The 18,084-nt window shown below is 73.7% G+C and carries 17 protein-coding genes and 1 riboswitch; of the genes, 9 read left to right on the forward strand and 8 right to left on the reverse strand.

Features of this window, described 5'->3' with window-relative positions; translation table 11 throughout:
- The first annotated feature begins 182 nt into the window (after positions 1-182).
- Together ABD254_RS21440 and ABD254_RS13185 are read left to right on the forward strand one after the other, a co-directional pair.
- A complete protein-coding gene (locus tag ABD254_RS21440; protein ID WP_425553788.1) occupies positions 183-338 on the forward strand; it encodes a pentapeptide repeat-containing protein in 156 nt (51 codons plus the stop codon).
- Positions 335-1,810 (forward strand): HNH endonuclease signature motif containing protein, encoded by a 1,476-nt coding sequence (locus tag ABD254_RS13185; protein WP_344248886.1) that lies wholly within the window; start codon positions 335-337, stop codon positions 1,808-1,810. The genes ABD254_RS21440 and ABD254_RS13185 overlap by 4 nt, the downstream gene beginning before the upstream one ends.
- A gap of 59 nt (positions 1,811-1,869) precedes the next feature.
- Here ABD254_RS13185 and pnuC read toward each other — a convergent pair whose 3' ends face one another.
- From pnuC to ABD254_RS13205, 4 genes are all read right to left on the reverse strand, one after another.
- On the reverse strand, positions 1,870-2,589 hold the full coding sequence (pnuC, locus tag ABD254_RS13190) for a nicotinamide riboside transporter PnuC (protein ID WP_344248887.1): 720 nt from the start codon (positions 2,587-2,589) through the stop codon (positions 1,870-1,872).
- 134 nt (positions 2,590-2,723) lie between these two features.
- Positions 2,724-2,857, reverse strand: a riboswitch (FMN riboswitch).
- A gap of 75 nt (positions 2,858-2,932) precedes the next feature.
- Positions 2,933-3,817: a TetR/AcrR family transcriptional regulator gene (locus ABD254_RS13195; RefSeq protein WP_344248888.1), complete on the reverse strand. Its 885-nt coding sequence runs from the start codon at positions 3,815-3,817 to the stop codon at positions 2,933-2,935.
- A 110-nt stretch (positions 3,818-3,927) separates the two neighbouring features.
- Positions 3,928-5,091, reverse strand: coding sequence for a class I SAM-dependent methyltransferase (locus ABD254_RS13200; protein WP_344248889.1), 1,164 nt, complete (start codon positions 5,089-5,091; stop codon positions 3,928-3,930).
- Between the two features lie 280 nt (positions 5,092-5,371).
- A complete protein-coding gene (locus tag ABD254_RS13205; protein WP_344248890.1) occupies positions 5,372-5,611 on the reverse strand; it encodes a hypothetical protein in 240 nt (79 codons plus the stop codon).
- Between the two features lie 256 nt (positions 5,612-5,867).
- Between ABD254_RS13205 and ABD254_RS13210 the strand changes: the two genes are divergently transcribed.
- The 6 genes from ABD254_RS13210 to ABD254_RS13235 all read left to right on the forward strand — a co-directional run bounded on the left by ABD254_RS13210 (position 5,868) and on the right by ABD254_RS13235 (position 14,058).
- Complete coding sequence (locus ABD254_RS13210; RefSeq protein ID WP_425553791.1) at positions 5,868-6,563, forward strand: mycothiol-dependent nitroreductase Rv2466c family protein; 696 nt, start codon at positions 5,868-5,870, stop codon at positions 6,561-6,563.
- Positions 6,564-6,714: 151 nt separating this feature from the next.
- Positions 6,715-7,638: an LLM class F420-dependent oxidoreductase gene (locus tag ABD254_RS13215; RefSeq protein WP_344248891.1), complete on the forward strand. Its 924-nt coding sequence runs from the start codon at positions 6,715-6,717 to the stop codon at positions 7,636-7,638.
- Between the two features lie 270 nt (positions 7,639-7,908).
- Entirely contained in the window at positions 7,909-9,666 is a 1,758-nt protein-coding gene (locus tag ABD254_RS13220) for a glycosyltransferase family 2 protein (protein ID WP_344248892.1), read from the forward strand.
- Complete coding sequence (locus tag ABD254_RS13225; protein WP_344248893.1) at positions 9,663-10,394, forward strand: efflux RND transporter periplasmic adaptor subunit; 732 nt, start codon at positions 9,663-9,665, stop codon at positions 10,392-10,394. Before ABD254_RS13220 ends, ABD254_RS13225 begins: the two co-directional genes overlap by 4 nt.
- Entirely contained in the window at positions 10,391-12,556 is a 2,166-nt protein-coding gene (locus ABD254_RS13230) for a glycosyl hydrolase (protein ID WP_344248894.1), read from the forward strand. The genes ABD254_RS13225 and ABD254_RS13230 overlap by 4 nt, the downstream gene beginning before the upstream one ends.
- Before the next feature lie 128 nt (positions 12,557-12,684).
- Positions 12,685-14,058 carry a uracil-xanthine permease family protein gene (locus tag ABD254_RS13235; protein ID WP_344248895.1) on the forward strand — a complete coding sequence of 458 codons (1,374 nt, stop codon included), beginning with the start codon at positions 12,685-12,687 and terminating at the stop codon, positions 14,056-14,058.
- 76 nt (positions 14,059-14,134) lie between these two features.
- Here the strand turns inward: ABD254_RS13235 and ABD254_RS13240 are convergent, their stop codons facing one another.
- Together ABD254_RS13240 and ABD254_RS13245 are read right to left on the reverse strand one after the other, a co-directional pair.
- On the reverse strand, positions 14,135-14,782 hold the full coding sequence (locus tag ABD254_RS13240; protein ID WP_344248896.1) for a LytR C-terminal domain-containing protein: 648 nt from the start codon (positions 14,780-14,782) through the stop codon (positions 14,135-14,137).
- A gap of 37 nt (positions 14,783-14,819) precedes the next feature.
- Positions 14,820-15,116, reverse strand: a complete 297-nt coding sequence (locus ABD254_RS13245) for a type II toxin-antitoxin system VapB family antitoxin (protein ID WP_344248897.1) — start codon at positions 15,114-15,116, stop codon at positions 14,820-14,822.
- Positions 15,117-15,313: 197 nt separating this feature from the next.
- Here ABD254_RS13245 and ABD254_RS13250 point away from each other — a divergent pair, with 197 nt between their 5' ends.
- Positions 15,314-16,672 (forward strand): glycoside hydrolase family 6 protein, encoded by a 1,359-nt coding sequence (locus ABD254_RS13250; RefSeq protein WP_344248898.1) that lies wholly within the window; start codon positions 15,314-15,316, stop codon positions 16,670-16,672.
- A 16-nt stretch (positions 16,673-16,688) separates the two neighbouring features.
- Here ABD254_RS13250 and ABD254_RS13255 read toward each other — a convergent pair whose 3' ends face one another.
- Both ABD254_RS13255 and ABD254_RS13260 read right to left on the reverse strand, forming a co-directional pair.
- Complete coding sequence (locus tag ABD254_RS13255) at positions 16,689-17,477, reverse strand: class I SAM-dependent methyltransferase (protein WP_344248899.1); 789 nt, start codon at positions 17,475-17,477, stop codon at positions 16,689-16,691.
- A gap of 77 nt (positions 17,478-17,554) precedes the next feature.
- A complete protein-coding gene (locus tag ABD254_RS13260; protein WP_344248900.1) occupies positions 17,555-18,004 on the reverse strand; it encodes a winged helix-turn-helix transcriptional regulator in 450 nt (149 codons plus the stop codon).
- Positions 18,005-18,084: the final 80 nt, after the last annotated feature.

Genomic DNA, 18,084 nt, shown 5'->3' on the forward strand with positions numbered 1-18,084 from the left:
GCGGCGCCGGGCGGCCCTGACGCCGTGCACAGCGGCTGGTCGTCCACAGGCCCGCAACGATCCCTACCGTGTCGAACTGGTGTTCGATAGCGTTCCCGTACCGGTCGAGCATTCGTCCGGGGAGGTCGGTGCCGCACGGCACCCGAGCGTGGCGGGAGGGCGCATGACGGCGGTGGGCGACGTTGAGCCGGGCGACGTTGAGCCGGGCGACGTTGAGCCGGGCGACGTTGAGCCGGGCGACGTTGAGCCGGGCGACGTTGAGCCGGGCGACGTTGAGCCGGGCGACGTTGAGCCGGGCGACGTTGAGCCGGGCGACGTTGGGCCGGGCGATGCGGTGAGCGCCGACGGTGGCCGCGAGGTCGCGGCTGCGCTGCAGCTGATCGCGGCGGGAGTGGAGGCGCTCGTGGGGGCGGTGGTTTCCGGAGGCCTGGCCGAGCTCGGCGGGCGCGCCCTGGCCGACGTCTCCCGGTCGCTGCGCGCTCAGGGAGCGCGGATCGAGGCCGTGCGGCTGCGGGTCCTGCCCGCGCTGGAGGCCGAGGGGTGGTGGGCGGTGGGCGGCGCCCGGTCGTTCGCCCACTGGCTCTCCCTCGCCGAGGGCGTGGGGCTCGCGACGTCGCGCCGGGACGTGCGGATGGCCCGGACCTTGCGCGACGTGCTCCCCGCTACCGCGAGGGCCGCGCTCGCCGGGGCGATCGGCGCCGATCACGTGCGGGCGATGGTGGACGTCGCGCCCACGTCCGAGACCCGACGCGCGGCGCTCGCCGCGCCGGTCGACGCGGACTCCGGGTCCGGCCTCGGGCAGGGCGCAGAGGCCGAATCCGACCTCGACGGTCGCGGACCCGGCGCGGCCTCGTCGCCGACCGGGGAAGAGGTGCTCGTCGCTCTCGCGGACGCGCGCTCGGCGGGGCAGTTCCGCCGCCTCGTGAAGAGGTTCGCGCACGTGGCCGATCCCGAGTCGGACGAGCGCGGGTACGACCGTGCGCGGGAGAGGGAGTTCCTCGAGGTCTCTCCGACCTGGGACGGCTACCACGTGGCGGGATTTCTGACGGTGGAGCACGGGCAGGCGGTCCGCGCGGCGCTACACGCCGTGGTGGGCCGCCCCGCCGCCGCCGACCGGCGGACGGCCACGCAACGGCGAGCACAGGGGATCGCCGACCTGGCGCGCATCGCCCTCGACAACGCCGCCGTCGGCACCGGAGCCTCCGTCCGTCCGCACCTGAACGTCACGGTGTCGCTCACCGAGCTGCGGGCGCTCGCCGGCCGAGGCCGGGGTTCGGGCGGTGCGGTTGACGAGGGTGCGCGCCCGGCCTGGCAGGGCACTGCTCCGGCGGGAGTCGACGCGAGGCGGTTGGTGGGCCCCGAGGGGGACTCGCTCCCCGCCTTCCCCGACCACGACTCTCCGGTCCCCGCCTCGCTGCTGCGCAGGCTGGCGTGCGACAGCGAGGTGACCCGCATCGTCTTCGGTACGGACTCGCAGGTGCTCGACGTCGGACGCGCTCAGCGCACCGTCACCGGGCAGCTGCGCCGGGCGGTGATCGCCAGGGACCGGCGATGCACCTGGCCCGGCTGCGACGAGCCGCCGCAACGTTGCGAGGTGCACCACGCCGTGTCGCACTGGGCGGACGGCGGCACGACCTCGGCCGAGAACTCCGCTCTGTTGTGCTGGCACCACCACGACGTCGTCGACTCCCAGGGCATCACCATGCGTTGGAGTCGCGAGGTCAGTCCCTCCGTCGAACCGCGCCAGCAGTGGCAGTTCTCCGACCGCCACGGCCGAAGGATCACCGACCCGACGCGGAGTGCGGCGTGAGGGATCGGCGCCGGTGGAGCGAGGGCTACGGTGCGCCCTCGTCCCAGGCGAGGCGTGCGTCAGGGGTGCGACGCCGCCGAGGTCGGGGACGTCCCGGCCTGCTCGCGCCGGTGCACGCGCCACCAGACGAAGAACCCGGTCAGCGTGAAGACGCCGTAGAAGACGTACATCAGCGCCGTCGCGTAGTACTCGGCGGACCAGAGCAGCGGCACGCCGACGATGTCCACCGCGACCCACACGAGCCAGAACTCGACCCAGCCCTTGGCCATGCCGTACGTGGCGACGAGGGAGCCCATGAAGATCCAGGCGTCGGACCACACGGGCTCGTAGGACCCGAGGGAGCGGAACAGGGGGGTGAGGAGCAGCGTGCCGCCCACCATCACGACGACGATGCCGATCCGTTGGGGCCACGACGCCCAGTGCGGGTGCACCGCCGAGCCGCCCTCGGCGGGGATCTTGCCGTCGGCGCGCAGCTCGAGGTCCGCGCGCTGCGTACGGCGCCACTGCACCCAGCCGTAGATCGACACGATCAGGAACATCACCTGCCGGCCGGCCTGGCCGAGCATGTCGGCGCGGCTCGTGTCGCCGAACCACGAGCCCATGAACACCGTGAACAGCACCAGGTTCCCGACGATGCCGACGGGCCACGCCCACACCTTGCGGCGCATGCCACCCAGCGCCGAGGCGAGCCCGAAGCCGTTGCCGACGATCTCGCGCCACGACATCTGCTGGTCGCCGATGGTCAGCGTGGCGTTGAAGAACGCGTCGATCGCGTCCATCGATTCCTCTCCCGGTCAGCCGTGCGGCATCCGGGGGGACGGACGGCGGCCGTCGACGAAGGGTCCCGCTGCGCGGGCGGCCCTGCCGACGACACGACGACCGGGCGGCGCCCACCCGTCGCCGGGCGTGCGCCGCACGTGCTGCCTCCCATCCGGACTTTCACCGTCGGCCCTGGAGTTCCACCAGGTCAACCACGGCTCCCGAAGGAGGCGCGGGTCGCGGGCTGTCACCGCCGGCTCGGAATTGCACCGACCCCGGAGCACGTACGTGCGTGTCTCACCGCCGGAGGTCCCGGCGGCGTCCTGCACAACGCAGGATGCCACACCCCCATTCCCAGGCGAGTCAGGCCAGGGCGTCCCGAACCGCGCGCGCGACGGCGTCCGGGCCCGCCCCGGGCTCGAGCACCGTGACGACGACCCGTCGGCCGTCGGTTCCCGACGTGCGTGTCCGCACCGCGGAGCCTTCGTCGCCGGCCGCGATCTCGATGGCGTCGGTGTCTCGGGCCCGCTCGCCGCCGGCCTCCGCGTTCTCGCCCTCGGCTCCCGGAGCGGCAGCAGCGGCAGAGGTGGCCGGCCGGGCGTCGTCGTCCGACCGGGGGAGCGGGGCGACCGCCACCCGGCGCAGGTCGAGGAACGCCTCCTCCAGCTCGGGCCGGAGATCCAGGTGCGGGTTGCGCAGCCACCGGCGCAGGATCGCGTTGTGCACTGCGACGACGGAGGCCGCGAACGCGATCGACATCGTGGTCATCGACCGGTCCGGCGGCAGCGTGTCCCGGAGGTAGGCAGTGAAGGCGCGCTCGTAGCGATGCGTCGTGACGAGCTCGCGGTCGCGCAGGGCGGGCACCTGCTGCAGCAGCCGATGGCGGGCGATCGACGTCTCGCGCTGGCCCACGTGATGGTCGAACACGAGGCGTGCGGCCCGGCACACCTCGAGGTACGGATCGGTGGCTGGGTCCCATGCGCGCTCGGGAGCGCGGCCGGACTCCTCGCTGGCGCGGGCCTCGGGTCGGGTCTCGGCGAGCAGGACCACGACCTCCTCCAGCAGGAGCTCGTGGTCGGCGAAGATCACGTCCTCCTTGGAGCGGAAGCGGCGGAAGAACGTGGCGCGGCTGACCTGCGCGGCGTCGGCGATCTCCTCGACGGTGGTCTGCTCGTAGCCCTTGCGCGAGAACAGGTCGATCGCGGCGTCGACGGCCTGGGCGTGGGTGTGCGTCCGGACGGCGGTCATGGGACGGAGGTTACTCCGCGCGGCAGCCCGTCCGTCGCGCCCTCCCGTCGACGCTCGCACCCGCCGGGCACGGCCCTCGGCGCTCTCCCTGGATGCTCACCCAGCTGTCGTCACATCAGCAGCCGGTAGAAACGGAAGAAGCCGAAGTCGTCGACCGGCAACACCTCGACGTCGGAGAAACCGGCCTCGCGCGCGTACCGTCGCAGCGTTGCCGGGCGCATGACCGTCCCCGTCCCGACCGAGGGCGAAGTCGCCAGCCCGTCGGGCAGGCAGACGAACAGGCTGTACCCGTACATGAGCCGGTCGACGTCGTCCGCCGGGGCGCTGAACCGTTCGCCCACTGCCTCGTCCATGACGACGACCACCCCGCCCGGCCGCACCGCCCGTCGCACGGCGTCCAGGACGGCGACCGGCCGCGGTAGGTCGTGCACGCACTCGAAGGCGAACGCGGCGTCGAAGGGCTGTCCGGCCGCGAGCTCGGCGGCGTCGGCCAGGTGGATCGTGACCCGGCCGTCGAGGCCGGCCTCGGTCGCGGCCGCCCGGGCAGCCTCCACGGACGGCCGGTCGACGTCGAGCCCGTGGACCTCGGCGTCGGGGTAGGCGCGGGCGAGCGCGAGCGTGGACCAGCCGAAGCCGCAGCCGACGTCGACGATCCGCGCCCCGGGCCGGGACAGCAGCTCGTGGACCGCCGGGAGGGTCGCGAGCGCCGGCGCGAGCTGCTGGGTGAACAACGGCCTGTTGACGTCGGCCTGCGCCTGCCGGGCGTCGTCGCCGAACCGGTCCCACGACACCCCGCCCCCGGTCCGGTAGGCGTCGAGGAGCTGGGGCAGCCTCGCGCCGATCGCCCCGACGAACCGTGCGAGCGGCGCCAGGTAGGACAGCGACGAGGGGTCGGTGAGGGCGTCGGCGTGGGCGTCGGGCAGCGCGTACGTGCGCGCCCGGCCGGCCTCCTGCATGCTGACGGACGACGGCTCGTCGCCGTCGTGCGGCGGTGCCGTGCCGGGGTCGTCGACGACGAGGATCCCCGACGCAGCCTGCTGCTCGAGCCACTCGCGCGCGTACCGTTCCGCCGTGCCCGTCGCAGCCGCTAGGCCCGCGGACGTGAGCGGCCCGGCCTCCGCGAGCGCGCGGTACCAGCCGAGCCGGTCGCCGACGTGTACCGCCAGCATGTCGATCGCCCCGAGCCAGGAGTCGAGGAACCGCTCGGCGAACTCCTCGGACGTCGGCGGCGCGCCGCCCTGCGTCGCGGCGAGGGTGGGCTCGGTCTTCCCCATGGCGATGGCCTCCGTGCCGGTGCCCGCGCGCGGCGCGAGCACGACGGGGCGTCGTCGGGCGGCGCCGCCCTCCTCGACGCTAGCCCCGGGGCTCTCGGGCGTCGATGTCCGGAGCGGGTGACTCGCCGGCCCGGGAGATGGCGGCCGGGGGAGGTGGCGGCCTGGGGAGTTGGCGGCAAGGCCCGGCGCTGCGTGCCCGCGAGCGCCTGCGGAGTTGGCGGCCTGGCGAGTTGGCGGCCTGGGGAGGGGGCCTGTGGAGATGGCTCAGCGAGATGGCAGCTCAGCCGCGGCGAGAGCGGGTGCCCGGGCGGCCGTCGCCGCGGCGGTCCTCGTCGAAGCCTGCGTCGGCGGGGCGCCGCGCTCGCTGCAGGTAGCGCACCTCGCGCACCGCCACGCCCGCGGCGATGACGAACGGGATCCACGCCCATAAGCGGCCGCGCAGCGCGACCACGAGCATGACGAGCGCCACCGCGGCCGCGCCGAAGACGGTCGCGACGCTCGACCACTGCACCCTGCGCACGTCCCCGACCCTACCCACGTCGCATCGCATCGCGTCGAACCTGCCCCTCCGGGTCGAACATGCCCGTCCGGGATGCCGAGCATGTGGTTGGTCCCGGATCGGCAGGCCGAAACCCGGACCAACCGCATGGTCGACGACGGCGAAACGCATGGTCGACGACGGCGAAGCGGGTGGTCGGCGAACGGGACGGGCCTGCTCCACGACGGGGACGGGCCTGGTGGACTCGGTCGGCCGGGGCGTGGGTAGGGTGGCGGGCGTGACTTCCGGGACCTCCACCGCACCTGAGACCGCTCCCGCCCACGACCTTCCCGCCGCCGACCCCGCGCCCGATGTCGACGCGCCCGGTGTCGACGTGCCAGTGGTCGACGTCTACGTCGACCCGCTGTGTCCGTTCGCGTGGATCACGTCGCGCTGGGCGCTCGAGGTCGCGGCCCAGCGTGAGCTGCAGCTCACGTTCCGTCTGATGAGCCTGTACCTGCTGAACTCGGACCGGGACATCCCGGCCGACTACCGGGCCCGGATCGAGCGCTCGCGCGGCATCGGCCGCGTCGCCGCCGCCGTGCAGGTCGACCACGGTCCCGACGCGTTCGCTGCCTTTTACACCGCCGCCGGCACCCGCATCCACCCGGGCGAGCGCGAGGACCTCGACGACGTCGCGCGCGAAGCGCTCGCGGAGGCCGGTCTGCCCGCCGAGCTGGCCGAGGCCGCGGTGTCCGGCGCCTACGACGAGGCCCTCGCCGCCTCGCACGAGTCCGGCATGAAGCCCGTCGGGGAAGACGTCGGCACGCCCACGATCCACGTCGACGGCGTCGCGTTCTTCGGCCCTGTCCTCACCCGCGTGCCAAAGGGCGACGAGGCGGTGCGGATCTTCGACGGCGCGCGTGCGCTGGCGTCGTTCCCGGACTTCTTCGAGCTCAAGCGCTCGCGCACCAGCCGTCCGAGCTTCGCCTGATCGAGCCACGCCTGATCGAGCGTCGCCTGATCGAGCTCTTCCCGACCGAGCCCTTCGTGACCGAACGTTCGGACCGCGCCCGGTCCGCGCCCTCCCGCCTGTCGCGTCCCGACCCTCACCGCGACCGCCATCCGACCCGAGAGGTGACCCCATGACCCTCGACCTGCGTATCTTCACCGAGCCCCAGCAGGGCGCGTCGTACGACGACCAGCTCGCCGTCGCGAAGGCGACGGAGGCGCTCGGCTTCAGCGCCTTCTTCCGCTCCGACCACTACCTGGCGATGGGCGGCGACGGCCTGCCCGGCCCCACCGACGCGTGGACGACGCTCGCCGGCCTGGCCCGCGACACCTCCACGGTCCGCCTCGGCACGCTGGTGTCGTCGGCGACGTTCCGCCACCCGGGTGTCCTCGCGATCCAGGTGGCCCAGGTCGACCAGATGTCCGGCGGCCGCGTCGAGCTCGGTCTCGGCGCCGGGTGGTTCGCGCGCGAGCACGAGGCGTACGGCATCCCGTTCCCGGCCAAGCGGTTCGGCCTCCTGGAGGAGCAGCTCGAGATCCTCACCGGCCTGTGGGGCACGCCCGTCGGCGAGACGTACTCGTTCGCCGGGAAGCACTACACGCTCACCGACTCCCCGGCGCTGCCCAAGCCGACCCAGACCAAGCTCCCCGTGATCGTGGGCGGCGGCGGCCCGACGCGCACCCCGGCCCTCGCCGCCCGGTTCGGCGACGAGTACAACCAGGCGTTCCCGGAGCTCGACGCCGTTCCCGGCCGGATCAAGGTCATCGAGGAGGCGCTCGCGGAGGCCGGCCGGGCCCCCGAGTCGATCACGCAGTCCGTCGCGCTCGTCCTCGCCCTCGGCAAGGACGAGGCCGAGTTCACGCGCCGGGCCGCCGCGATCGGCCGCGAGCCGGCCGAGCTGCGCGAGCACGGCGTCGCCGGCACGGTCTCGGAGGCCGTCGAGCTGCTCGGCACGCTGCGCGACCAGGGCGTGCAGCGGGTGTACCTGCAGGTCCTCGACCTGCAGGACCTCGACCACCTGGACCTGGTCGCGCGAGAGGTCGCGCCGCAGCTCTGACCGCCGGTCTCGGCAGGTGGACTCACCCGCGGGGAACGGGTGACAAGCCGCCATCCCGGCACTAGATTCGCCAGCAGACGACGAGGTGACCCGCATCACAGCGGGTCGCCTCGCTGCGTCTGCAGGACGTGGACGTCACGACGACGAACACGACGACGGAGTCGCACGCCGGGTCGCCCCCGGCCGTGGCCGGTCTGCGACCGGTCGGCGACCCGGGCGACGCCCGCCCCGCAGCGAGCCGCACCAGGTCCCGCCCCCGGAGGACGTCCCATGTCCGTCTCCGAGTTCGACCGTCTCGTCGTGACCCCCCGCCGGACCCAGCACGTCCGGTCCCGTCCCGCCGGCCTCCCCGGCGCCGCCGAGGAGGAACGACCGACCGCGCCGCCCCGTGACGAGAACGCCGCGGCTCGGTCGCCGTCGCTCGGCCTGATCATGATGCTCGCGACGCTCGGCGTCGTGGCCTACGCCGTCTTCCTGCTCAACCCCGCCAACCGCGGCGACGCCCTCCCGTACGCGCTGGTCATCACGGCCGAGACGGTGCTGGTCGTTCAGGCGCTCCTCGCGATGTGGACCGTCCTGTCCGGGGGGCACGACGCGCGTGACTTCGCGTTCCACCACGCCCAGGACCGCCTCTTCGACCTGCCCGAGATCGTCCGGGACGAGGCCGAGGACGACCCCACGCGCTGGCGGCTCTTCCTGCACGACCGCCCGGTGACGGTCGACGTGCTCATCACCACCTACGGCGAGAGCCTCGACGTCATCGCGCGCACGGTCCGCGCCGCCGTCGCGATGCGCGGCGCGCACCGCACGTGGGTGCTCGACGACGGCCGGTCCGACGACGTGCGCGACCTCGCGGCCACGCTCGGCGCCCGCTACGTGCGCCGGCTGTCCTCCGGGGGCGCGAAGGCCGGGAACGTCAACCACGCGCTGTCGATCGTCAAGGGCGAGTTCTTCGTCATCCTCGACGCGGACTTCGTCGCCGAGCCCGAGCTGCTGGTCGAGACCATGCCGTTCTTCGCCCGCGACGACGTCTCGTTCGTGCAGACCCCGCAGACGTACGGCAACCTCGACAACCTCATCTCTCGCGGCGCGGGCTACATGCAGGCCGTCTTCTACCGCTTCATCCAGCCGGGCCGGAACCGGTTCAACGCGGCGTTCTGCGTGGGCACCAACGTCGTCTTCCGGCGCGCGGCGGTCGACGACATCGGCGGCATGTACACCGACTCGAAGTCGGAGGACGTGTGGACGTCGCTGATGCTGCACGAGCGCGGCTGGCGGTCGGTGTACATCCCCAGGACGCTCGCGGTGGGCGACACCCCCGAGACGATCGAGGCGTACACCAAGCAGCAGCTGCGCTGGGCGACCGGCGGCTTCGAGATCCTGCTGCACCACAACCCGCTCAGCCCGCGCCGCCGGCTGACCCTCGACCAGCGGCTGCAGTACACGGTCACGGCGACGCACTACCTCGCCGGCATCGCGCCGCTCGTGCTGCTGCTCGTGCCGCCCCTGCAGATCTACCTCGACCTGGCGCCGATGGACCTGTCGATCTCGTGGGCCACCTGGCTCCTGTACTACGCGGGCTTCTACGGCATGCAGATCGCGATCGCGTTCTTCACCCTCGGCTCGTTCCGCTGGGAGGTGCTGCTGCTCGCTTCGGTGTCGTTCCCCATCTACACGCGTGCCCTGTGGAACGCCGTCACGGGCAAGGAGCAGGCATGGCACGTGACCGGCCGCACCGGCGGCGTCACCTCGCCGTTCACCTTCATCGTGCCGCAGGTGCTGTGCTTCGTCTTCCTGGCGATCACCTCCGCGGTCGGCGTCTGGAAGGACTGGGGCGACCCTGTGCCGAGCCTCGCGCTCGCCTGGAACATCACCAACACGCTGATCCTCGGCGGGTTCGTCGCGACGGCGTTCCGGGAGTCCCGCGCGGCCCGACGGCCGTCGCCCGCGCCCACGTCTCTCGTGCCCACGTCGCTCGCGCCCGCGCCCCACGCCGCGCCCGTCACGATCCCCGGAGGTGCCGCATGACCTGGACCGTCCGCCTGCGCCTGGTCGCGGGCCTGCTCGTCGTCCTGCTGGTGTGCGCCTCCGGGGTGCTCCTGCTCAACCGCCGGATGGGCCAGGCGACGTCGTCCAGCGCGACGATCCGCTCGGAGTCGCTCGCCGTCGGTACCGACTACGCCGGGACCGTCACCAAGGCGTTCGTGTCCGAGGGTGACGTCGTGTCCGAGGGCGACCCGCTGGTACGCCTCCGCAGCCTCACGCTGCAGCACGACCTCGCCGTCGGGCTCGTCAGCAAGGACGCCTCCGCCTACGAGGTGACGAACGACGGCACGATGACCGTCGTCGCCCCCGCGGACGGCGTCGTGACCGAGCTCGCCGCGGGCCAGGGCGCGGTCGCCCAGGCCGGCGAGGTGCTCGCGTCGGTGGAGCGTGCCGGGTCGTTGTTCGTGGACGCGCGCATGCTGCTCGACCCGGCCGACTTCGCCCGCGTGCGGGAGGGCGGGAGCGTGTCGATCGTGCTGCCCAACTCCGAGGAGATCGACGGCACCGTCGAGAGCATCGCGGTCCAGAACACCCGCAACCAGGCGGAGGCGACCGTCACGGTGCGCGGGGAGGGTCTCGTGGACGGCGCGGAGCACGGGCTCGTGGTGGCCGGCACCCCGGTCACCGCGGTCGTGGAGCTGCACGACGACGGCGCGCTCGCCGGCGTCGACGCGTCGTTCGACGCCTTCCTGCGCCGGGTGGGGCTGTGAGAGGGCCCCGGGCCCTCGTCGGGGTCGCCGTCGTCGCGCCCGTCGTCGCGCTCGTCACCGCGGCGTGCGGGGTGCTGGGCGGCGGGCCGGGCGGCGACGGGTCGTCGCCGGCGGGCGGGAGCGCGGCGCCGGGAGCGAGCGCGGGCGCCGCCCCCGCCGCCGACCGGGCGGGGGTCCCGCCCGACGTCGACCCGGGGGTGCTGCCGCAGGAGTCGGTCGCGGTGACGCCGACGATGCGCCTCGCGGACGGGCTCGCGCCTCCCACCAACCGGTGGTTCTCCGCCCTCGCCCTGGGGGATGCGCCGCAGCCGGTGTTCCCCCTGCCGCTTGCGGTCGCCATGACGTCGCGCGGCTTCGGCTACGGGCTCCCCGACGTCGAGGTCACCGAGACGTCGGTCGTGGGGCCGTACGCCGAGCAGGTCGGGGTGGACGTGGGCGCGGCGTCGTTCGTCGTGTCGACGTACGACACCGCGTCGGTCACGGTGGAGCTCCGGGACGGCGCGGGGGAGCCGCTGGGACACCTGCAGCTTGTCGAGGGCTCGCCCGTCCTGCGCTACACGGCGGCCACCGACCAGGACGTCGCGATGACGTCCGAGTTCACGGTCGCGGGCGGACGGGCGAGCACCGAGGTGCTCGACCGCGAGCACGTGCTGGTCACCCCCGGCGGAGCCGGGGACCCGGGGGCGGGGCTGTCCGAGGACGGCCGCGTCCTGGAGCTGGGCGCCGGCCAGGCGGCGGCCTGGTTCCCCGTGCCCGACGACGTGTCAGCCGACGCCGTCGACACGCTCGTGCGGGCCGCGGCCGCGCCCGTCACCGAGACGTCGCTGGCCTACGGCGCCGGCGACGAGGCCGTGACCACCGCGATCACCTACGCGACGGACGACGGCGACCCGACCGCCGTCGTGCGCATGCCGCACCAGCGCGACTCGACGGGCGCGGCCTGCGGCCTCGGCACCTACGCGACCGTGCACGGCACCGTCGAGGCGTGCACCGCGTCGACGCTGGCCTGGGCGAGCCCGGCCGTGGAGCCGGCGGGGCGGCTCGACCTGTCCGGGCTCGACGACGACGAGCGGGCCGAGCTCGCCGACCAGGTGCGTGCCGACGCCTCGGCCCGCGCCGAGGGCACCCTCGAGGCGCCGTCCGACACATACTTCGGCGGCAAGGCGCTCGCCCGCGACGCGAACCTCCTCACCCTCGCCGAGCAGCTCCGCGACCAGGACGGCATGGACGACGTCGCGGGCACGCTGCGCGACGACCTTGCCGCCCGGCTGCGCGAGTGGGCCGAGGCCGACGGGTGCGAGCGGCGCGCGGAGCGGTGCTTCGTCCACGACCCGGCGCTCGCGACCGTCGTCGGGAAGGTGCCGGGCTTCGGCTCCGAGGAGGCCAACGACCACCACTTCCACTACGGATACTTCCTCTACGCGGCCGGCGTCGTGGCCGCGGGCGACTCGGCCGGAGAGGCCGACCCCGCGCTCGTGGACGACCTCGCGCCGGTGCTGGACCTGCTCGCGGCCGACGTCGCGGCGGGCGAGCCCGTCGGCGGCCTGCCCGCGCTGCGGGTGTTCGACGCCTACGCCGGGCACTCCTGGGCCTCCGGCTACGCGCCGTTCGCGGACGGGAACAACCAGGAGTCGGCCTCGGAGGCCGTCGCCGCGTGGAACGGGCTCGCGCTGTGGGCCGCCGCCCGGGGGGACGCCGACCTCGAGGCGCAGGCCCGCTGGCTCCTGTCCGCCGAGGCCGCCTCGGCGCGGGCGTACTGGACGGACTTCGACCGCTCCGACCCGGCGGTGCAGGGTTTCGGGCACCAGGTCACCTCGCTCGTGTGGGGCGGCAAGCGCGACTGGGCCACGTGGTTCAGCGCCGAGCCGAGCGCGATGCTCGGCATCCTCGTGCTGCCCGCGCAGCCGGTCGCCGGCTACCTCGCCGGGGACCCGGAGCGGATCCGGGCCAACCTCGACGAGGCGCTCGCCGGCCGCCCGCGCGACGAGGCCGCGTCGTGGGACGTGATGTTCGGCGACCAGCTGCTCCTGTACGCGGCGCTCGCCGGGCCCGACGACGCGCAGGCGGCCCTCGACGTCGCGCGCGACCTTCCCGACGAACGCCTCGACGACGGCAACACCCGGTCGTACCTGCTGGCGTTCCTCATGGCGCACGCGTCCTGACCCTGCCGGTCGAGCCTGTCGAGACCTCGGGTTCGTGGTCTCGACAGGCTCGACCGGCGATACGCTGGCGGGCGGCATCTTCACCGGATCTCCACGGCCCGTGCCGGGCCCCGACGGACGGAGCGCGCATGAGCCTCGGCTGGACCCTGCACGGCGACGGGACGCACCTGCGGCCGGGCGACGTCGTCGCCCCCCAGGAGCGGCTGAGCTGGCCGCGCACGGTGGGCATCGGCATGCAGCACGTGGTGGCCATGTTCGGCTCCACGTTCATCGTGCCGGTGCTGACGGGGTTCTCGCCCGCGACGACGCTGTTCTTCTCCGCCATCGGCACGGCGCTGTTCCTGCTCGTCACGCGGAACCGGCTGCCCAGCTACCTGGGCTCCAGCTTCGCGTTCATCGCGCCGATCACCGCGGCGACGGCGTCGCACGGCGAGTCGGTGGCGGTCGGCGGCATCCTCGTCACCGGCCTCGTGCTGGCGGCCATCGGCCTGCTCGTGCACGTCGCGGGTGCGCGGTGGATCGACGTCGTCATGCCGCCGATCGTCACCGGTACGATCGTCGCGCTCATCGGCCTCAACCTGGCCCCCGCGGCGTGGGGCACGTGCGAGGAGTCCGTCGTCGACGGCGAGATCGTCCAGACGTGCGACTCCGGGTTCCGCGCCGCGCCGGTGACGGCGACCATCACGCTCGCGGCCATCATCGGAGTCAGCGTGCTGTTCAAGGGCATCATCGGGCGCCTGTCGATCCTCGTGGGCGTGATCATCGGCTACGTCGCCGCGACGCTCCAGGGCGAGGTCGACTTCACGCCCGTCGACGACGCGGCGTGGGTCGGCCTTCCGCACTTCGTCACGCCGTCGTTCGACGCCGGGGTGCTCGGCCTGTTCGTCCCCGTCGTGCTGGTGCTCGTCGCGGAGAACGTGGGGCACGTGAAGTCCGTGGCCGCGATGACGGGCCGCAACCTCGACCACCTGACGGGCCGCGCCCTGCTCAGCGACGGCCTCGCGACGACGTTCGCCGGCGTCGGCGGCGGCTCCGGCACCACGACGTACGCCGAGAACATCGGCGTCATGGCCGCGACCCGCGTCTACTCGACGGCCGCGTACTGGGTGGCGGCGGCGACCGCCCTGCTGCTGTCGATGTCGCCCAAGTTCGGCGCGCTCATCGCGACGATCCCGGCGGGCGTGCTCGGCGGCGCGACGACGATGCTCTACGGGATGATCGGCATCCTGGGCGCCCGCATCTGGGTGCAGAACCGTGTGGACTTCTCCGACCCGGTGAACCTCACGACGGCGGCCGTGCCGCTGATCGTCGGCATCGCCAACTTCACCTGGGTGGTGGGCGGGCTGACGTTCGAGGGCATCGCGCTCGGCACGGCGTCGGCCCTGGTGATCTACCACGGGATGCGGGCGGTGGCCCGCTGGCGGGGCACCGTTGCCGAGCCCGCGTCGCCGGCGTCGGCGCCCGCCGGGACGGAGACCGAGCGCCCGCGCGCCGAGGGCTGATGCCCCGGCGTGGGTCCGGGCCGGCGAGGCGGTCCGGTCCGGCGAGCCGGTCCCTCCAGGGCGTCAGGTCCGGGCGTCAGGCCGCGGTCTTGACGCTCTGCGCGGGCTCGACCTTCGCGATCGGCGTGATCTCGTCGGCCGGCACGCAGCCCTCCACGTCCTGCAGGGGGGTGTCGGCCGTGAGCAGCACCTGGTCCTCCGCAAGCGGCGGGGTATACCGGTTGCCGACCAGCAGGTCGACCACCGTGCCGTCGCGGTCGTCGAGGACCAGCCGGAGGTCGGGGATCTGCGCGGCGAGCGTGTAGGCGCGGGTGATGCCCTTGGTGCCGAACCGCAGCTCGGACTGCTCGACCTGGCTGTTCATGTTGCCGGTCTCGCGCACGTCGAAGCCGCGCTCGGTGAGGACCTCGGCGTTGGCCCCGGCCACGCCGCCCGTCTCCGACGCGTTGAACACCCGCACCCTGATGTCCTCGTACGGCACGGGCAGCGCGCCGTCGGGCTGGCCCTTGACCGGCGGGAGGCAGGGCTCGGGCTGCACGGTGGCGGCGACCGGCGTGTAGATCGGTCGAGAGAACGGCGTGCTGATCGCGCCCGTGTACGCGGCGAGCGCGCCGAGGGCGACCACCAGCAGAAACGCGATGAGGAGCCCGAAGACGACGGCCTGGCGCTCGTGCTCGCGCCGTCGGCGCGTCACGCGGGCAGGGTCCTGGGCGGGTGATGTCACGCGAAGAAACTACCTGAGTTCGGCCGTCCGGGACGGGTCATCGGAGTGTGAGGACCCTCGCGTGCAGCACGGGTCGCTGCTGCAGGGCGGCGCGCACGGCGCGGTGCAGGCCGTCCTCGAGGTAGAGGACGCCCTGGTACTCGACGACGTGCGCGAAGAGGTCGCCGAAGAACGTGCTGTCCTCGGCGAGCAGGTGGTCGAGGTCGAGGGTGCGCTTGGTGGTGACGAGCTCGTCGAGCCGCACCTGCCTCGGGGGCACGTCCACCCAGTCCTTCGCGGTGACGTGTCCGTGGTCGGGGTACGGGCGTCCGTCACCCACGGCCTTGAAGATCATGGCTGCCATCGTAGGTGCGGTCTCGCGCGCCTCCCTGTGGTTGCCTCGCGATACGGACACGATCCCGTCACGATCTCGTCACGACGGCCCGCGTCGGGCGGCGGGGTCGGTCACTGGCCAGCGCCCCGGTGTCGTGGAATCGTGGACGGTGACAGCGGTGGGAACGCTCCCACCGCCCCGGATCAACGGAGATCGCCATGTCACTCGGCTCGCCCGTCCCCTCGTCCTCCGGCGCGGTCGCCACCTCCACCGTCGCGTCGACGCCGCCCTCGGCCCCCCTCGCGCGGCTCATGGCCGCGATCGGTGGCCTGGCCGTGCTCGGTGCCCTCGCCCTGGCCGGCGCCCCGCCGGCCGCCTCGGCGCCACCGCCGCCCGTCGCCCCCCGGCTGTGGGTGAACCCGCAGAGCTCGACGCTCGAGCACGTCTCCGAGCTCGGGCTCACGGGCGACGCCCGCGACGACGCTCTCGCGCTCGCCGCCCTCCCGTCCGCCACGTGGTTCACCGCCGGCACGCCGCGCGAGGTGAAGCAGGACGTCAAGCGCGTCGTCGTGGGCGCGCACGCCGACGGCGAGGTCCCGGTGCTGGTCGCCTACAACGTGCCGTTCCGCGACTGCGCCCAGTACTCGGCCGGCGGCGCGACCTCCCTCGCCGAGTACACCGCCTGGATCGACGGCTTCGCGAAGGGCATCGGCAACAAGCCGGCGATCGTGATCCTCGAGCCGGACGGGCTCGGCATCATCCCCTGGTACACCACCTACGAGGGGACCCAGGAGTGGTGCCGGCCGGCCGAGGCGGACCCGGACACCGCCGCCGACGAGCGGTTCGCCATGCTGAACCACGCCGTCGACACCCTCGGCGCGCTGCCCGCCACGAACGTCTACCTCGACGCCGGGCACAGCGACTGGCTCAACACGGGCGACGACGCCGACCGCCTGCTGAAGGCGGGGGTCGAGCGGGCCGACGGGTTCTTCCTCAACGCCTCGAACTACCAGTACACGGAGAACTCCGTGGCGTACGGCCGGTGGATCTCGTCGTGCATCGCGCTCGTCACGCAGGCGGGCGGCGCCCTCGGCGACTGCGGGAACCAGTACTGGAACGGAGGCCCGGCCACCGGGTGGTCCGGGGTGGAGATGTCGCCGTACGGGCGGTGGTCGTCGGGTGACCCGGAACCGGCCCTGAACACCGCGGGCGTGGACTCCCGGTACGCGGAGCAGCTCGGCGACGTGGCGCCGACGACGTCGTTCGTCGTCGACACGTCGCGCAACGGCCAGGGGCCGTGGGACCCGGCGACGTCGGCGAACACCTACGCGGACCCCGAGGACTGGTGCAACCCACCCGGGCGCGGCCTGGGCCTGCGGCCCACGCTCGACGTCGACGAGCCCCTCGTCGACGCCTACCTGTGGATCAAGGTCCCCGGCGAGTCGGACGGCCAGTGCTTCCGCGGCACCGGTGGTCCGCTGGACCCGGAGCGCGGGATCGTCGACCCGCCCGCCGGGCAGTGGTTCGTCGAGCAGGCGGACGAGCTGATCGACCTCGCGGTGCCGCCGCTGGGGTGAGCCCGCCGGTCGAGGGTCAGCCGGTCGCTCGGCGCAGCTCGACGAGGTGGCGCGCGGAGTGCGCGACGAACGGTCCGTCGGCCGCGATGCGCTCGTGCAGGTCGCGCAGCTCGTCCCGGTACGCGTCGGACGTGAACCCCGGCACCATCCACACGACCTTGCGCAGGAACCAGACGACGGCGCCGACGTCGTGGAACTCGATCCGCAGCCGCTCGGCCCGCAGGTCCACGAGCTCGAGGCCGGACGCGCGGGCGCCGGCGACCTCGTCCCCGGGGTCCCGCCCGCGACGCACCTCGGGCGGCTGCGGGCCCAGGAAGTGCTCGACCAGCTCGAAGACGCTCGCCGGGCCGACGTGCTGGGCGAGGTACGTCCCTCCGGGACGCAGCACGCGGGCGATCTCCGACCAGCGGGGGACGACCGGGTGCCGGCTGGTGACGAGGTCGAACGCCGCGTCGCCGAACGGGAGCGGCGCCCCGCCGGGCCACCCGCCGGACGCCGCGTCGTCGTGCGCGACGACGGCGACCCCGCGCGGGTGCAGGCGTGCGGTCGCGGCGGCGACGTTGGGCGGCCAGCCCTCCGTCGCGACGAGCAGGCGGGGCAGCGCCGGCGCGGCGGCGAGCACCTCGCCGCCGCCGGTCTGCAGGTCGAGCGCGGCGTCGACGGTGCCCAGCCGCTCGTGCAGCAGGCGGGAGAATCCCCAGCTCGGCCGCTCCTCCGTGGCGCGACCGGCCAGCCAGGAGAAGTCCCAGCCGGACATCGGCGCGGCGTCGGCCTCGGCGACGAGCTCGTCGAACGTGCGGTCCATGCGGCTCATCCTGCCCGCCCGACCGTCGGCCGGGCACGGGAATTGGGCCGTCCGGCACCTGGTGCCGACGCTGGGCGTCAGGCCGTCGCGCCGGCCGCCACGGGCGCGGCGTCGGCCTGCAGGTCGTACCGGTTCCGCGCGACGGCGATCTCCCGCTGGTGCTCCTCCGTCCAGGTGACGAGCGCCTTGATCGTCGAGTGGAGGCTCGCTCCGAGCGGCGTCAGGTCGTAGTCCACGCGGGGCGGGACGACGGGATACACGGTCCGCCGGACGAGCCCGTCGCGCTCGAGGTGCCGCAGCGTCTGGGTGAGCATGCGCTGGCTGATGCCGTCGATCTCGCGCTTGAGCTCGGTGAACCGCAGGGTGCGGCGCTCGAGCAGCGCGATGACGAGCAGCGACCACTTGTCGGCGACGCGGTCGAGGATCTGGCGGACCTCGCAGTCCTCGCGGGAGTCCCAGTGCATGACGTCGAACTCGTCGTCGGTTCCCTCGCAGGAACCGGGTGCGGGAAAAGTGCCTTCTTCCATGTCTGTCGATGCTGCCCCAAGGTGGGGTCAGTTACAAGAGGGAACCGACAGGTTGAAAAGGAACCAAGCCCTCGGACAGT

It is taken from the genome of Isoptericola hypogeus, from assembly GCF_039531145.1.
Taxonomy (GTDB): Bacteria; Actinomycetota; Actinomycetes; order Actinomycetales; family Cellulomonadaceae; genus Isoptericola; species Isoptericola hypogeus.

Excerpts from the sequence above, each read along its gene's own strand:
- pnuC (WP_344248887.1), bottom strand. The coding sequence starts at position 2,589 with ATGGACGCGATCGACGCGTTCTTCAACGCCACGCTGACCATCGGCGAC.
- ABD254_RS13195 (WP_344248888.1), bottom strand. The coding sequence starts at position 3,817 with ATGACCGCCGTCCGGACGCACACCCACGCCCAGGCCGTCGACGCCGCG.
- ABD254_RS13200 (WP_344248889.1), bottom strand. The coding sequence starts at position 5,091 with ATGGGGAAGACCGAGCCCACCCTCGCCGCGACGCAGGGCGGCGCGCCG.
- ABD254_RS13215 (WP_344248891.1), top strand. The coding sequence starts at position 6,715 with ATGACCCTCGACCTGCGTATCTTCACCGAGCCCCAGCAGGGCGCGTCG.
- ABD254_RS13220 (WP_344248892.1), top strand. The coding sequence starts at position 7,909 with ATGTCCGTCTCCGAGTTCGACCGTCTCGTCGTGACCCCCCGCCGGACC.
- ABD254_RS13225 (WP_344248893.1), top strand. The coding sequence starts at position 9,663 with ATGACCTGGACCGTCCGCCTGCGCCTGGTCGCGGGCCTGCTCGTCGTC.
- ABD254_RS13235 (WP_344248895.1), top strand. The coding sequence starts at position 12,685 with ATGAGCCTCGGCTGGACCCTGCACGGCGACGGGACGCACCTGCGGCCG.
- ABD254_RS13245 (WP_344248897.1), bottom strand. The coding sequence starts at position 15,116 with ATGATCTTCAAGGCCGTGGGTGACGGACGCCCGTACCCCGACCACGGA.
- ABD254_RS13250 (WP_344248898.1), top strand. The coding sequence starts at position 15,314 with ATGTCACTCGGCTCGCCCGTCCCCTCGTCCTCCGGCGCGGTCGCCACC.
- ABD254_RS13255 (WP_344248899.1), bottom strand. The coding sequence starts at position 17,477 with ATGGACCGCACGTTCGACGAGCTCGTCGCCGAGGCCGACGCCGCGCCG.
- ABD254_RS13260 (WP_344248900.1), bottom strand. The coding sequence starts at position 18,004 with ATGGAAGAAGGCACTTTTCCCGCACCCGGTTCCTGCGAGGGAACCGAC.